Below are 12,838 nucleotides of genomic sequence, written 5' to 3' on the forward strand. Positions count from 1 at the left end.
TTGCACCAACGGCCTGCCGCGGCGCATCAAATTCAGGCTTTACCGGCCTTCACGGCGGGTTGCTGAAACGAAAATCTGGTGATTTCCACAGGGGGATCGGGCCGCTATGGCTTGCAAGGACCATCCCATTATGTTAACTACCTCACGCGCCGCAGGGGGAACTTGTCAACACGGCGCCAAAAATTAATGAAAAAACAGTTGGTTAGAGACTACTTCCGCCACTCGGCAACGAATTTTCTGGGGCCAGCAGAACGTGTCATCCGAAACCGCAGGATCAAACGGCCTTGCCGACCGCTACGCTTCGGCGCTTTATGACCTCGCATACGAGCGCAATGCGCTCGATCAGGTCGCAGCCGATCTCCGGTCGCTTAAGGCCATGCTGACGGAGAGCGCCGACTTCCGGCGCTTTATCTCGTCGCCCATCGTGTCCCGTGAGGACCAGCAGAAGGGCATCGATGCCATCGCGCAGGGTGCCGCTTTGTCTGACCTCGTCAGGAATTTTCTGGGGCTGATCGCGCAGAACCGCCGCCTGTTTGCGCTGGGAGGTATGGCTGACGCCTATCTTGCCCGCCTGGCGAGCGCGCGCGGCGAAGTGACCGCTACGGTCCACAGCGCCAAATACTTGTCGGATGCTCAGGTTGCGTCCCTTTCCGCCGCGCTCAAGCAAGCGGTGGGGAAAGATGTCGCGATGAACATCTTCATCGATCCGACCATCCTCGGCGGCCTGATCGTCAAGATCGGCTCGCGTATGGTCGATAATTCAGTCCGCACGAAGCTGCAGCGTCTTCAGCTCGCCATGAAAGGGGTTGGGTGATGGAAATCCGCGCCGCGGAAATCTCCGCTATCCTTAAGAATCAGATTGCCAATTTTGGTACCGAGTCCGAGGCCGCAGAGGTCGGGACCGTGCTGTCCGTCGGTGACGGTATCGCCCGCATCCATGGTCTGGACAAGGTTCAGGCTGGTGAAATGGTCGAGTTCCCCGGTGGCGTTCGCGGGATGGCCCTGAACCTCGAACCCGACAACGTTGGTGTCGTGATTTTCGGTGATGACCGCTACATCAAGGAAGGCGACACCGTCAAGCGTACCCAGACCATCGTGGACGTGCCGGTCGGCAAGGGCCTGCTGGGTCGCGTGGTTGATGGTCTGGGCAACCCGATCGACGGCAAGGGCGAGCTGACCGATGTCAGCCGTCGTCTGGCTGACGTCAAGGCCCCGGGCATCATTCCGCGCAAGTCGGTGCACGAGCCGATGCAGACCGGTCTGAAGGCTATCGACAGCCTGATCCCGATCGGCCGCGGTCAGCGCGAACTGGTCATTGGTGACCGCCAGACCGGCAAGACCGCCGTCATTCTGGACACCATCCTGAACCAGAAGCCGATCAACGACGCCGCCAAGAACGACAGCGAAAAGCTGTTCTGCATCTACGTCGCCGTGGGTCAGAAGCGTTCGACCGTCGCCCAGGTCGTCAAGACCCTGGCCGAATACGGCGCTCTGGACTACACCATCGTCGTCGCCGCGACCGCCTCCGAAGCTGCTCCGCTGCAGTTCCTGGCGCCGTACACCGGTTGCTCGATGGGCGAATTTTTCCGCGATAACGGCATGCACGCCGTGATCTTCTATGACGATCTGTCCAAGCAGGCCGTCGCGTACCGCCAGATGTCGCTGCTGCTGCGCCGTCCGCCGGGACGTGAAGCTTACCCGGGCGACGTGTTCTATCTCCACAGCCGCCTGCTGGAACGCGCTGCGAAGCTGAACGACGCCAATGGTTCGGGCTCGCTGACCGCTCTGCCGGTGATCGAAACCCAGGCCAACGACGTGTCGGCCTACATTCCGACCAACGTGATTTCGATCACCGACGGTCAGATCTTCCTGGAAACCGACCTGTTCTTCAAGGGCATCCGCCCGGCCGTGAACGTGGGTCTGTCCGTGTCCCGCGTGGGCTCGGCTGCCCAGATCAAGGCGATGAAGCAGGTTGCCGGTACCATCAAGATGGAACTGGCCCAGTATCGTGAAATGGCTGCCTTCGCGCAGTTCGCTTCCGACCTGGACCCGGCGACCCAGAAGCTGCTGAACCGTGGTGCCCGTCTGACCGAGCTGCTGAAGCAGCCCCAGTTCGCCCCGATGAAGGTGGAAGAACAGGTTGCCTCGATCTTCGCCGGTACCAAGGGCTTCCTCGACAAGCTGGCGATCAAGGACGTCAACCGCTACGAGCGTGAAATGCTCGCTGCCCTGCGCGAAAAGGGCGCTGACATCCTGGCCGCCATCCGTACCGAAAAGGCGATCTCGAAGGACACCGAAGGCAAGCTGTTTGCTTTCCTCGAAGCCTTCGGCAAGACCTTCGCGTAAGACGCGGACTGGCGACAACGGTAAACAGGGAAGGGCCTAATCTCCATGGCCAGCCTTAAGGACCTACGCGCTCGTATCTCGTCGGTGAAAAACACCCGCAAGATCACGAGCGCCATGAAGATGGTCGCGGCGTCCAAGCTCCGCCGCGCCCAGGAGGCCGCTGAAGCCGGTCGGCCGTACGCCGAACGTATGGAACGCATGCTTGGTAACCTGGCCGGCTCGATGGTCGGTCAGGCTGGTGCACCAAAGCTCCTTGCCGGTACCGGCAAGGACGCTGTGCACCTGCTGGTGGTCATGACCGCCGACCGTGGCTTGTGCGGTGGCTTCAACACCAACGTGGCCCGTAATGCCCGCAACCTGATCAAGGATCTGCAGGCAGCCGGGAAGCAGGTAAAGGTGCTGTGCGTGGGCCGTAAGGGCCGCGACCTGCTGAAGCGCGATTTTGCGTCGCTGATCCTGCAGACCTATGAAGGGCTGACCCGTCGCGGCGCGACGTTCGAAAACGCCGACATGGTGGCACAAAAGGTGCTGTCGATGTTCGACGCTGGCGAATTCGATGTCTGCACGGTTGTTTACAACAAGTTCCAATCGGCGATTGCGCAGGTTGTGACCCGTCAGCAGCTGGTGCCGTTCCCGGTCCCGGCAGTGGCGGCCAACACCAACGATGCGGCTGGCAAGGCGCTTTACGAGTATGAGCCGTCCGAGGAAGGTATCCTCGCGGATCTGCTGCCGAAGAACGTCTCCATGCAGCTCTTCTCTGCCCTGCTGGAAGGCGATGCCTCGGAACAGGGTGCCCGGATGAGCGCCATGGACAACGCCACGCGCAACGCAGGCGACATGATCAACAAGCTGACGCTGGTCTATAACCGGACCCGTCAGGCTGCGATCACCAAGGAACTGATCGAAATCATCTCCGGCGCCGAGGCCCTGTAAGGGTCCTTTTAGACACGCGCTACTCAGGAACACAGAATTCGGGGCGATAGGAGCTATTCCCATGGCTAAGAACAACGTCGGTACCATTACTCAGGTCATGGGCGCCGTCGTGGACGTGAAGTTCTCGGGTGAACTTCCGGCCATTCTTTCGGCGCTGGAAACCCAGAACCGTGGCAACCGCCTGGTTTTGGAAGTTGCCCAGCACCTCGGTGAATCCACCGTGCGTACCATTGCGATGGACTCGAGCGAGGGTCTGGTGCGTGGCCAGGAAGTGGTCGACACCGGTTCGCCGATCCAGGTTCCGGTCGGTCCGGAAGTGCTTGGTCGTATCCTGAACGTGATCGGCGAGCCGGTGGACGAACGTGGCCCGGTGAACGCCCGTGGCGTTGCTCCGATCCACCGTCCGGCTCCGGCTTTCGTCGATCAGTCGACCGACAGCGAAATTCTGGTCACCGGCATCAAGGTCATTGACCTGCTGGCTCCGTACCTGAAGGGCGGCAAGATCGGTCTGTTCGGTGGCGCCGGCGTCGGCAAGACCGTGACCATCATGGAACTGATCAACAACGTCGCCAAGGGCCACGGTGGTTACTCGGTGTTCGCTGGTGTGGGTGAACGTACCCGTGAAGGGAACGACCTGTACCACGAAATGATCGAATCGGGCGTTATCGACCTCGAAGGCGGCAATTCCAAGTGCGCCCTCGTCTACGGTCAGATGAACGAGCCGCCGGGTGCCCGCGCCCGCGTCGCCCTGTCCGGTCTGACCCAGGCCGAATACTTCCGCGACGAAGAAGGTCAGGACGTGCTGTTCTTCGTGGACAACATCTTCCGCTTCACCCAGGCTGGTGCCGAAGTGTCCGCTCTGCTGGGCCGTATTCCGTCGGCGGTGGGCTATCAGCCGACCCTGTCGACCGACATGGGTGCCCTGCAGGAACGCATCACCTCGACCAAGAAGGGTTCGATCACCTCGGTGCAGGCCATTTACGTGCCGGCTGACGACTTGACCGACCCGGCTCCGGCCACCTCGTTTGCTCACCTCGACGCCACCACCGTGCTGTCGCGTTCCATCGCTGAAATGGCCATTTTCCCGGCCGTTGACCCGCTGGACTCGACCTCGCGCGCTCTGGACCCGCGCATCGTTGGTGAAGAACACTACCAGACCGCCCGCCAGGTGCAGTCGGTTCTGCAGACCTACAAGTCGCTGCAGGACATCATCGCCATCCTGGGCATGGACGAACTGAGCGAAGAAGACAAGCTGACCGTGGCTCGCGCCCGCAAGATCCAGCGCTTCCTGTCCCAGCCGTTCCATGTGGCTGAAGTGTTCACCGGTACCCCGGGTGTGTTCGTGCAGATCGAAGACACCATCAAGGGCTTTAAGGGTATCGTTGCCGGCGAGTATGACCACCTGCCGGAACAGGCTTTCTACATGGTGGGTACCATCGAAGAAGCCGTTGAAAAGGCGAAGAAGCTGGCTGCTGACGCCGCCTAAGCCGTACCGGGGTGAAGGCGTTGTGTCCTTGTGATGTGCGCCTTTGCCCCGTCGTCCTCTCGCAAGCGGAGACCGTTGTACCATGGCGGAAACGCTCGAATTTGAACTGGTGTCGCCTTCCAAGCTGCTGATCTCCCAACCGGTGGAGATGGTGGTGGTGCCCGGTTCCGAAGGGAACTTCGGTGCCCTTCCCCAGCACGCTCCGATGCTGTCCACCGTCCGTCCGGGTGTCATCGACATCTACCAGAAGGGCGCTGTGGTCAACCGGATCTTCGTGGCTGGCGGTTTTGCCGAAGTCACCGAAACCCGTTGCACGGTTCTGGCTGAAGAAGCCGTTCCGCTGGCTGACCTGTCCCGTGATGCGGTGCAGGCCCGTCTGACCGCGGCCCGCGAAGCTTTGCAGGAAGCTGACCAGCCGCTGGAAAAGGCTCAGGCCAAGAACCGGATTGCTGTCGCCGAAGCCATGCTGGCTGCCCTGTCGTAAGACAGGCTGCCGCCATGTTCCAGGGATGATCGCTGCCGTGCCCCGAAGGCAGTTGTGGCTCCTGTTGTGCGATCCGATCACAAAAAGCCAGCTTGCGATTGACATCGTAGGCTGGCTCTTTGTTTTGGGTTCGCTGTTGGCACAGTACACGACAAACAGAAAACAGGATCATGGAGCGCTGCTCCACACCTCGCTGGGGCCTTTAGAGCGTTGTGCGAAAAGTGGGAACCGGTTTTCGCAAAAACAATGCGACATGAAAAAACCTGCGTTGTGCGAAAAGTGGGAACCGGTTTTCGCAAAAACAATGCGACAGAACAAAATGTTAGACCAGCGTGCCTGCGTCTGATTTAACGCACGCTGGTCTAGGCCCCAGACCTCATTCCTTTGATCATCAAAGAAAAAATGGGGGTTCGGGGCCTCAGGCCCCGAGAGGTTCGGGCGGCAGCCCGCTCTTTTTTTTCAAACTGTCGTGTCCTGTGAAGGCTCACAACTCCAACCGTTCGAATGCTCTGGAAATTCTGATTTTTTGCCCTATATCGGGGCAATATTTTTCGCTGCCAAGAGGATGTGATGGCCTGGACCCTGGATGATATCGCCTGGGATCGTTTTGATCCGACCAAGGTAAACCCGCACATCCTGCAAGTGGTGAAAGCGGCGGCGCTGGTCGAACGCAATGCGGCGGATTACACGACCTATCTGGGGAATGTGTTTCACGACGACGCACCGTTCAATGCCTATGCTGCCGATTGGCGTCGTGAAGAAGAGCAACACGGCGATGCTCTGGGCCGGTGGGCCGAGCTGGCGGACCCGTCATTCAACTATATGAATGCCTTTCGCTGCTTTACCGATGGCTACAAGATTGCCACTGATGCCGCCGAAAGCATCCGTGGATCGCGGACCGGCGAGCTGATTGCCCGCTGCATCGTTGAAACCGGCACCAGCTCGTTCTATTCCGCCCTGCGCGATGCCTGTGACGAGCCGGTGCTGAAGGATATCTGTAACCGCATTGCCGGTGACGAATTCCGCCACTACAAATTCTTTCTGACCGCCATGCGCGACTATCAGCAGCGTGAGAACGTGCCAGCGTGGAAGCGGTTCATGGTTGCGGTAGGCCGAATCAGGGAAAGCGAAGACGACGAACTGGCCTTTGCCTATCACGCGGCCAACGTCGGCACCCCCGAGGGCTATGACCGCGAGACGGCGGCGCTGAATTATGGCGCACGAGCGTTCAGCTTTTATCGGGCTCGTCATGTCGAACGGGCGGCTCACATGGTGCTGAAGGCCGCCGGGCTGAGTGCGCAGGGCTGGTTTGCCAACGTGATCAGCCGGATGCTGTGGCGGTTCATCCAGCGACGGGCGCACAAGATGTCGCAGGAGTTGCAACGGGCAGCGTAAAAAACAGGGGCGTGGAGCGCTGCTCCATGCCTCGCCGGGGCCTTGAGGCCCCTCAGGCCGTCTTCTCGGGATAATGGCACCATTCGCGCACCACGCACAGGCCGCAGTCCGGCTTGCGGGCCTTGCAGACATAGCGTCCATGCAGGATCAGCCAGTGGTGGGCGTGCAGGGTGAATTCTTTCGGGGTGATTTTTTCCAGTCGGTCCTCAACGGCACGGACGGTTTTACCCATCGCCAACCCGGTGCGGTTGCCGATGCGAAAGATGTGGGTGTCAACCGCAATGGTCGGATGCCCAAAGGCGATGTTCAGCACCACGTTGGCCGTCTTGCGCCCGACTCCGGGCAGGGTCTCCAGCGCCTCACGATTCTCTGGCACTTCGCCGCCGTACTGTTCGATCAGTTGCCGCGACAGGGCGATGACGTTTTTGGCCTTGGTGTTGAACAGGCCGATGGTCTTGATGTACTCGCGCACCACCTCTTCGCCCAGATCAACCATCGCCTGCGGGGTGTCGGCAATGGCAAACAGCGGGCCGGTGGCCTTGTTGACCCCCTTGTCGGTGGCCTGCGCTGATAAAACCACCGCGACCAGCAGTGTATAGGGGTTGACGTAATGCAACTCGCCTTTAGGCTCGGGCATGGCAGCCGCCAGGGCTCCGTAAAAGGCGGTGATTTCTTTCTTGGTCAGGGCTTTCATCGGGCACCACAGCAAAACGGTAGAGGCATATGGATAGCAGTAATCGCCCGTCGGACGAAGTACAGGATGATCAGCCCTATCCACTACAACGGGCCTTTCGCCGCCATATCCTGCCCCTGCTGGCGGGGCTGATGGTGCTGTCGGCCCTGCTCAGTCTGTACCGTGGTGGCAAGCTGGCCGAAGACATTTACCTGAAGGTGGCGCAGGAACGGGCGCACCAGATTGCCCTCGCCGCCCAGCGGGTGGCACCCGATGCCTGGCAACAGTTGTTGTCGGTCAAACCGCAGGATGCCGTCCCGGAAATTGCCATCGACTCGCCGCTGCGTCATGCGGTGCAGGTCTCGATGGCCGATCGCGGCATGGCGCGGATCAAGATATATGATCCGCAAGGACGCCTGCTGTTCAGCACCGCCGATCTGGTGGCGGGAGGTGTCGACAGGGCGCCAGAGTTGTGGCGGTTACTGGAAACACAGGAGCCGCAGATCGAGCTGCAAAGCGATCGTGGCGAAGACCTGTACGAGATTTATGTCTGGTTGCCGGACGAGGAAGGCAAACTGCAACTGGTCTTTGAGTTGTATGAACCGGCTGGTGACCTCAACAGCCTGCTGTTGCGCAATATCATCCCGCAGGTGGCGGCCCCGATGCTGCTGTTGGGGGGATTGGCCTTCCTGCTGGGGCGGATGGTGGCCCGCGCCCAACGGGATATCAACCGCCACAGTGCCAACGTGCAGGGCTTGCGCCAGCGGCTGCAACGGCTGGTTTCGGGGCAGGCTTTGGGGGCGGCGCTAAGGGCAGATGGTGACCAGTTGCAGTCGCGGGTTCTGGATGCCACGCTGCTCTATTCCGATATCCGGTCCTTTACCAGTTATGCCGAATCGAATCCGCCGGAACGGGTGGTGGCGTTGCTGAATCAGGTGATGGCGATTCAGGTAAAGGCGGTACGGGCGCACCATGGCGACGTGGACAAGATGATTGGCGATGCCCTGCTGGCGGTCTTTGAGGGGTCAGAGCGGGCGGCGCGGGCGGTGGCCTGTGCGATGCAGATTCAGGCCGACCTGAAGGCCATCCCGGACCTGCCCCGTCGGGTAGGGATTGGCCTGCATGATGGCTATGTCATTGCCGGAACGATCGGCACCAGCGACAGACAGGACTTTACGGTGATCGGCGATGCGGTCAACGTTTCGGCCCGGTTGTGCAGCGAGGCGGCAGAGCAGCAAGTGGTAATTGATACCGCAACGCTGGCGCGCGCCGGTCATCCCGAAGGCTTTGGCGAGGTGGAGGGAATCCAGCTCAAGGGCCGCACCGAGCCGTTGCGGATCCGGCGGATGACGGTGTGAGGGAAGGCTCCTCAGGTGAGGCCGAGCACATCGAGCATGCTGTACAAACCCGGTGGGCGATCACCGCACCAGTGGGCGGCGCGGATGGCACCGTGCGCGAACAGGGCGCGTGAACTGGCCTTGTGGCTGAGTTCAAGCCGCTCGCCGTCGCTGGCAAAAATCACCGAGTGATCCCCGGCGACATCGCCACCCCGCAGGGTGGCAAAGCCGATGGTGCCGCTGTTGCGCGCACCGGTGTGACCATCGCGGACGGTTTCCTTCAAGGCATCCAGCGGCTGCCCCCGCCCGGCGGCAGCGGCTTCCCCCAGTCCGAGGGCGGTGCCGGAAGGCGCATCGACCTTGTGGCGGTGATGCATCTCGACGATTTCGATGTCGTAATCCGGCCCCAGTGTGGCGGCAACCTGCCGGGTGAGGGCGATCAGCACCGAAACGCCGGGGCTGAGGTTCGGGGTGTAGATCACCGGGACGCTGCGCGCCGCATCGAACACCGCCTGCTGCTGTTGCGCATTCAGGCCGGTGGTGGCCACCACCAGCGCAGTTCCATGGCGGGCGGCCAGTGCGGCATGGTGGGCCGTTGCGGCAGGGGATGAGCAGTCAATGACCACGCTGGCCCGTGCCATCACCCGCGCCGGGTCGGTGTCCACCGTCAGCCCCAGCGGGTCAGCTCCAACCAGTCGGCCAAGGTCCTGTCCGGCAAGGGTGCTGTTCGGCGAGCCGCTGCCCCCGGCAATCAGCGAGCGGTGATGCTGCACCAGATGGGTCAGGATCATCTGCCCCATCCGGCCAGTGCAGCCCAGAATGCCGATGCTCATCGGGGTTTCATCCCTGAAAAGAAGGGGAGGGGGCGTATTGGCCCCCTTCTGACAAAGGCTCAGGCGAGGCCAAGCACGTCGAGCATGCTGTACAGACCCGCCGGACGACCATTGCACCACTGGGCGGCGCGCACGGCCCCCCGGGCAAAGATCGCGCGCGAGCTGGCCTTGTGAGTCAGCTCGACCCGTTCGCCTTCGCTGGCAAAGATCACCGTGTGGTCGCCGACCACATCGCCGCCGCGCAGGGTGGCAAAGCCGATCTTGCCGGCTTCGCGGGCGCCGGTGTGACCGTCACGGACGGTTTCCTTCACCGCATCCAGCGCCACACCCCGGCCCGCCGCTGCGGCACGGCCCAGACCCAGCGCAGTGCCCGACGGAGCATCGACCTTGTGACGGTGGTGCATTTCAACGATTTCGATATCGTAATCAATGCCGAGGGTGGCGGCGACCTTTTGCGTCAGCGCGAACAGCAGGTTGACGCCGACACTCATGTTCGGCGCAAACACCACCGGCACGCTTTTGGCGGCCTCGTCGAGGGCGCTCTGGTGACTGGCGCTCAGGCCGGTGGTGCCGACGATCAGCGCGGTGTTGTGCTTGGCCGCCAGCGCCGCATGGGCAACGGTGGCGTCGGGGGCGGTGAAGTCAATCACCGCGTCGGCGGCGGCAAACACCGCCTCGGCATCGTCGCTTACCGTGATTCCCAGCGGAGTCGGGCCGATCAACAGGCCGATGTCGCTGCCGATTTCCGGCGCTCCGCTCGGGCCGGTTCCGCCGATCAGCTGGCAGCCATCGGCGGCCTGAACTTCGGTTAACAGCATTCGGCCCATCCGGCCAGCGCAGCCCACAATGGCAATCTTCATGGTGATCCCTCTTGGTGACGGAAAAGCAGACGTAGGGGGGCGGGGGGGAGGTAAAACGCACTGCGGCCCGCAATCGTCGGATTGCGAGCCGCGGCGAACCACTCCCCGGTGACGGGAAGCGGTCAGGCGTGTTTTTTGCCCAGACGGCGAATCTGCCGGTGCAGCGGACGGAACCGGTCGATATAGCTGGGAATGACCGCTTCAACGGATTCCGGCTCGATGCCCAGATCCTTCAGGCCCGGGCAGGCCCCGGTCAGGATGTTGTCGCTTTGCAGCAGGGCAACCTGATCGGGGGTCAGCGGCGGGTTGGGCAGGAACTGCAGGAACATCGCCTGAATTTTCGCCAGCCACATCGGGGCGGGCAGGACCAGACGGTTGCGGCGGGTTTCGCGCGACACCTGTTCCATCACTTCGCGCAGGGAATAGGTGCGCGGGCCACCCAGTTCATAGGTCTTGCCGGCCATTGCCGGGTCCTTCAGGGCCTTGACGATCGCTTTGGCGACGTCACCGACGTAGACCGGCTGGAACTTCGGGCCACCGGCACCGTAGAAATCCACCGCCGTGCCGCCGTTGGGGCTGGTCTTCAGGCCGGGGGCATCCTTGCAGAAGTACACCAGCACCGGCAGCAGGCGGGCCATCGCACCAAAGCGGTTATAGAAACCGTCTTCCGGCCCGAAGATCACCGACGGGCGAACGATGGTGGCCGACGGGAAGGCAGCACGGACGCGCTGTTCGCCTTCGGCCTTGCTGCGGGCATAGCGTGACGGGCTGGAGCTGGACGCCCCCAGCGCACTCATCTGCACAAAGGTCTTCACGCCAGCGGCCTTGGCGGCTTCGGCGACCAGCGCGGCACCGTCGGCATGAATCGCCTGAAAGCTGGCCTTGCCGCTTTCATGCAGGATACCGACCAGATTGATCACCACGTCGGCCCCGGCGCAGGCGCGCTTGATCGACTCGGGGTTCAGCAGGCTGGCGGGCACCGGGGTGATTTGCCCCAGATCGCCCAGCGGCTTCAGAAACTTGGCGCCTTCCGGGTCGCGCACGGCCACGCGCACGCGCCATCCTTCGTCCGCCAGCTGATTGACAAGATGGCGTCCGACGAAACCGGACCCACCAAAGACGGTAATAAGGCGTTCAGCCATGGTCCCGCACACTCCCTGACACTACGCATTTGGGTGGGCGAAAACTGGCATAACCAACGGCACTGTGCAAGCGTTGGCGCAGGGGACGCGGAAAATCGTGCCCGTTCGGCCTTTTGCATGGGGCGATAAAAAAGAGATTGACGGGGGAGGAATAGTTCCTTACAAACCGCCTTCACCGCAGTCCAGCGGCACCGGCAACGGTGGAACGGACCGAACCACCTGCCCAGGTGGCGGAATTGGTAGACGCGCAGGTTTCAGGTACCTGTGGCAGAAATGTCGTGGAAGTTCGAGTCTTCTCCTGGGCACCATCGGCTTGGTAAAGCTCCGCACAGCGGCTCTTCACCAAGCCGATTTTTTTTGGCCTGACGGCTGTCGTAATCTTTCTTTAAAAAAACAGCTTGACGGCCTTGGGGTAATCCCTTACAAACCGCCTCCACCGCAGTCCAGCGGCACCGGCAACGGTGGAACGGACCGACCACCTGCCCAGGTGGCGGAATTGGTAGACGCGCAGGTTTCAGGTACCTGTGGCAGAAATGTCGTGGAAGTTCGAGTCTTCTCCTGGGCACCATCGGCTTGGTAAAGCTCCGCACAGCGGCTCTTCATCAAGCCGATTTTTTTTGCTCTGATGGCCACCGTGATCGGGCATCATGGCCCGAGCTGTCTTTGCCGTGAACAGAACCGGGGGCTTCATGACCATTCATTATCATCAGGGCGACCTGCCCGATGGCCTGACCTTTCAGGGCGCGATTGCCGTTGATACCGAAACCATGGGCCTGTCACTGGTGCGCGACCGTCTGTGCGTGGTGCAGTTGTCGGCCGGGGATGGCGATGCCCATGTGGTGCAGGTCGGCGGTGTTTACGGTTATGACTGCCCGAACCTGAAACGGGTGCTGGGCGACCAGAGCCTGCTGAAGATTTTCCACTATGCCCGTTTCGACGTGGCGCAGATCAAACACCGGCTGGGGGTTGATGCGACTCCGCTGTATTGCACCAAGATTGCCAGCAAGCTGACCCGCACCAACACCGAAAGCCACGGGCTGAAGGTGCTGTGTTCCCAGTTGCTGGGGGTGGAGCTGTCAAAGGAACAGCAAAGCTCTGACTGGGGCGCGGAAAGCCTGAGCGAGCAGCAACTGGCCTATGCGGCGTCGGATGTTCTGTATCTGCACCGGCTGAAAGAGGTCTTTGACCGCTTGCTGGTGCGCGAAGGGCGGGCGGCACTGGCGCAGGCCTGTTTTGATTTCCTGCCGACGCGGGCGATGCTCGATTTGCAGGATTGGGAAGGTCAGGACATTTTCAGTCACTGATGGTGGCACTTGGTGTCGGGGTCTTGCCTGTTGGCAGAACCCGGT

General features: G+C 61.5%; 13 protein-coding genes and 2 tRNA genes. 11 read left to right on the forward strand and 4 right to left on the reverse strand.

All coding sequences use genetic code 11. The features are described 5' to 3' along the window. Positions 1 to 253: 253 nt before the first annotated feature. From BW995_RS06725 to BW995_RS06750, 7 genes are all read left to right on the forward strand, one after another. Positions 254 to 814, forward strand: a complete 561-nt coding sequence (locus BW995_RS06725; RefSeq protein WP_076399394.1) for a F0F1 ATP synthase subunit delta — start codon at positions 254 to 256, stop codon at positions 812 to 814. After that, on the forward strand, positions 814 to 2,346 hold the full coding sequence (atpA, locus tag BW995_RS06730) for a F0F1 ATP synthase subunit alpha (protein WP_076399395.1): 1,533 nt from the start codon (positions 814 to 816) through the stop codon (positions 2,344 to 2,346). The genes BW995_RS06725 and atpA overlap by 1 nt, the downstream gene beginning before the upstream one ends. A gap of 45 nt (positions 2,347 to 2,391) precedes the next feature. After that, complete coding sequence (locus BW995_RS06735; protein ID WP_076399396.1) at positions 2,392 to 3,279, forward strand: F0F1 ATP synthase subunit gamma; 888 nt, start codon at positions 2,392 to 2,394, stop codon at positions 3,277 to 3,279. A gap of 61 nt (positions 3,280 to 3,340) precedes the next feature. Next, positions 3,341 to 4,765: a F0F1 ATP synthase subunit beta gene (gene atpD, locus BW995_RS06740; protein WP_076399397.1), complete on the forward strand. Its 1,425-nt coding sequence runs from the start codon at positions 3,341 to 3,343 to the stop codon at positions 4,763 to 4,765. 82 nt (positions 4,766 to 4,847) lie between these two features. After that, positions 4,848 to 5,249: a F0F1 ATP synthase subunit epsilon gene (locus tag BW995_RS06745; protein WP_076399398.1), complete on the forward strand. Its 402-nt coding sequence runs from the start codon at positions 4,848 to 4,850 to the stop codon at positions 5,247 to 5,249. A 25-nt stretch (positions 5,250 to 5,274) separates the two neighbouring features. Further along, entirely contained in the window at positions 5,275 to 5,595 is a 321-nt protein-coding gene (locus BW995_RS20410; protein WP_139332793.1) for a hypothetical protein, read from the forward strand. A 224-nt stretch (positions 5,596 to 5,819) separates the two neighbouring features. Further along, positions 5,820 to 6,644 carry an acyl-ACP desaturase gene (locus BW995_RS06750; RefSeq protein WP_076399399.1) on the forward strand — a complete coding sequence of 275 codons (825 nt, stop codon included), beginning with the start codon at positions 5,820 to 5,822 and terminating at the stop codon, positions 6,642 to 6,644. A 52-nt stretch (positions 6,645 to 6,696) separates the two neighbouring features. Here BW995_RS06750 and nth read toward each other — a convergent pair whose 3' ends face one another. Then, on the reverse strand, positions 6,697 to 7,329 hold the full coding sequence (gene nth, locus BW995_RS06755; protein ID WP_407656304.1) for an endonuclease III: 633 nt from the start codon (positions 7,327 to 7,329) through the stop codon (positions 6,697 to 6,699). 38 nt (positions 7,330 to 7,367) lie between these two features. Here nth and BW995_RS06760 point away from each other — a divergent pair, with 38 nt between their 5' ends. After that, positions 7,368 to 8,675 (forward strand): adenylate/guanylate cyclase domain-containing protein, encoded by a 1,308-nt coding sequence (locus BW995_RS06760; protein ID WP_076399401.1) that lies wholly within the window; start codon positions 7,368 to 7,370, stop codon positions 8,673 to 8,675. Positions 8,676 to 8,686: 11 nt separating this feature from the next. On the opposite strand, the gene dapB (BW995_RS06765) is transcribed toward BW995_RS06760, so the two are convergent. The 3 genes from dapB (BW995_RS06765) to BW995_RS06775 all read right to left on the reverse strand — a co-directional run bounded on the left by dapB (BW995_RS06765) (position 8,687) and on the right by BW995_RS06775 (position 11,489). Further along, on the reverse strand, positions 8,687 to 9,487 hold the full coding sequence (gene dapB / locus BW995_RS06765; RefSeq protein WP_076399402.1) for a 4-hydroxy-tetrahydrodipicolinate reductase: 801 nt from the start codon (positions 9,485 to 9,487) through the stop codon (positions 8,687 to 8,689). A gap of 59 nt (positions 9,488 to 9,546) precedes the next feature. Further along, on the reverse strand, positions 9,547 to 10,347 hold the full coding sequence (gene dapB / locus BW995_RS06770) for a 4-hydroxy-tetrahydrodipicolinate reductase (protein WP_076399403.1): 801 nt from the start codon (positions 10,345 to 10,347) through the stop codon (positions 9,547 to 9,549). 122 nt (positions 10,348 to 10,469) lie between these two features. Further along, positions 10,470 to 11,489, reverse strand: coding sequence for a complex I NDUFA9 subunit family protein (locus BW995_RS06775; protein WP_076399404.1), 1,020 nt, complete (start codon positions 11,487 to 11,489; stop codon positions 10,470 to 10,472). A 221-nt stretch (positions 11,490 to 11,710) separates the two neighbouring features. Between BW995_RS06775 and BW995_RS06780 the strand changes: the two genes are divergently transcribed. The 3 genes from BW995_RS06780 to BW995_RS06790 all read left to right on the forward strand — a co-directional run bounded on the left by BW995_RS06780 (position 11,711) and on the right by BW995_RS06790 (position 12,793). Further along, positions 11,711 to 11,797, forward strand: a tRNA-Leu gene (locus BW995_RS06780). A 173-nt stretch (positions 11,798 to 11,970) separates the two neighbouring features. Next, positions 11,971 to 12,057: transfer RNA gene (locus BW995_RS06785), tRNA-Leu, on the forward strand. Between the two features lie 121 nt (positions 12,058 to 12,178). After that, the gene (locus BW995_RS06790; RefSeq protein ID WP_076399405.1) at positions 12,179 to 12,793 is read left to right on the forward strand and encodes a ribonuclease D; all 615 of its coding nucleotides are present in this window, start codon (positions 12,179 to 12,181) and stop codon (positions 12,791 to 12,793) included. The last annotated feature ends 45 nt before the right edge of the window (positions 12,794 to 12,838 follow it).

Source organism: Insolitispirillum peregrinum (assembly GCF_900156605.1).
Taxonomy (GTDB): Bacteria; Pseudomonadota; Alphaproteobacteria; order Rhodospirillales; family Rhodospirillaceae; genus Insolitispirillum; species Insolitispirillum peregrinum.

What these genes read in the sequence shown, in the direction of transcription:
- BW995_RS20410 (WP_139332793.1), top strand. Translation starts at nt 5,275, where the DNA reads ATGATCGCTGCCGTGCCCCGAAGGCAGTTGTGGCTCCTGTTGTGCGAT.
- BW995_RS06775 (WP_076399404.1), bottom strand. Translation starts at nt 11,489, where the DNA reads ATGGCTGAACGCCTTATTACCGTCTTTGGTGGGTCCGGTTTCGTCGGA.
- BW995_RS06745 (WP_076399398.1), top strand. Translation starts at nt 4,848, where the DNA reads ATGGCGGAAACGCTCGAATTTGAACTGGTGTCGCCTTCCAAGCTGCTG.
- dapB (WP_076399402.1), bottom strand. Translation starts at nt 9,487, where the DNA reads ATGAGCATCGGCATTCTGGGCTGCACTGGCCGGATGGGGCAGATGATC.
- BW995_RS06790 (WP_076399405.1), top strand. Translation starts at nt 12,179, where the DNA reads ATGACCATTCATTATCATCAGGGCGACCTGCCCGATGGCCTGACCTTT.
- BW995_RS06750 (WP_076399399.1), top strand. Translation starts at nt 5,820, where the DNA reads ATGGCCTGGACCCTGGATGATATCGCCTGGGATCGTTTTGATCCGACC.
- dapB (WP_076399403.1), bottom strand. Translation starts at nt 10,347, where the DNA reads ATGAAGATTGCCATTGTGGGCTGCGCTGGCCGGATGGGCCGAATGCTG.
- atpD (WP_076399397.1), top strand. Translation starts at nt 3,341, where the DNA reads ATGGCTAAGAACAACGTCGGTACCATTACTCAGGTCATGGGCGCCGTC.
- atpA (WP_076399395.1), top strand. Translation starts at nt 814, where the DNA reads ATGGAAATCCGCGCCGCGGAAATCTCCGCTATCCTTAAGAATCAGATT.
- BW995_RS06760 (WP_076399401.1), top strand. Translation starts at nt 7,368, where the DNA reads ATGGATAGCAGTAATCGCCCGTCGGACGAAGTACAGGATGATCAGCCC.
- BW995_RS06735 (WP_076399396.1), top strand. Translation starts at nt 2,392, where the DNA reads ATGGCCAGCCTTAAGGACCTACGCGCTCGTATCTCGTCGGTGAAAAAC.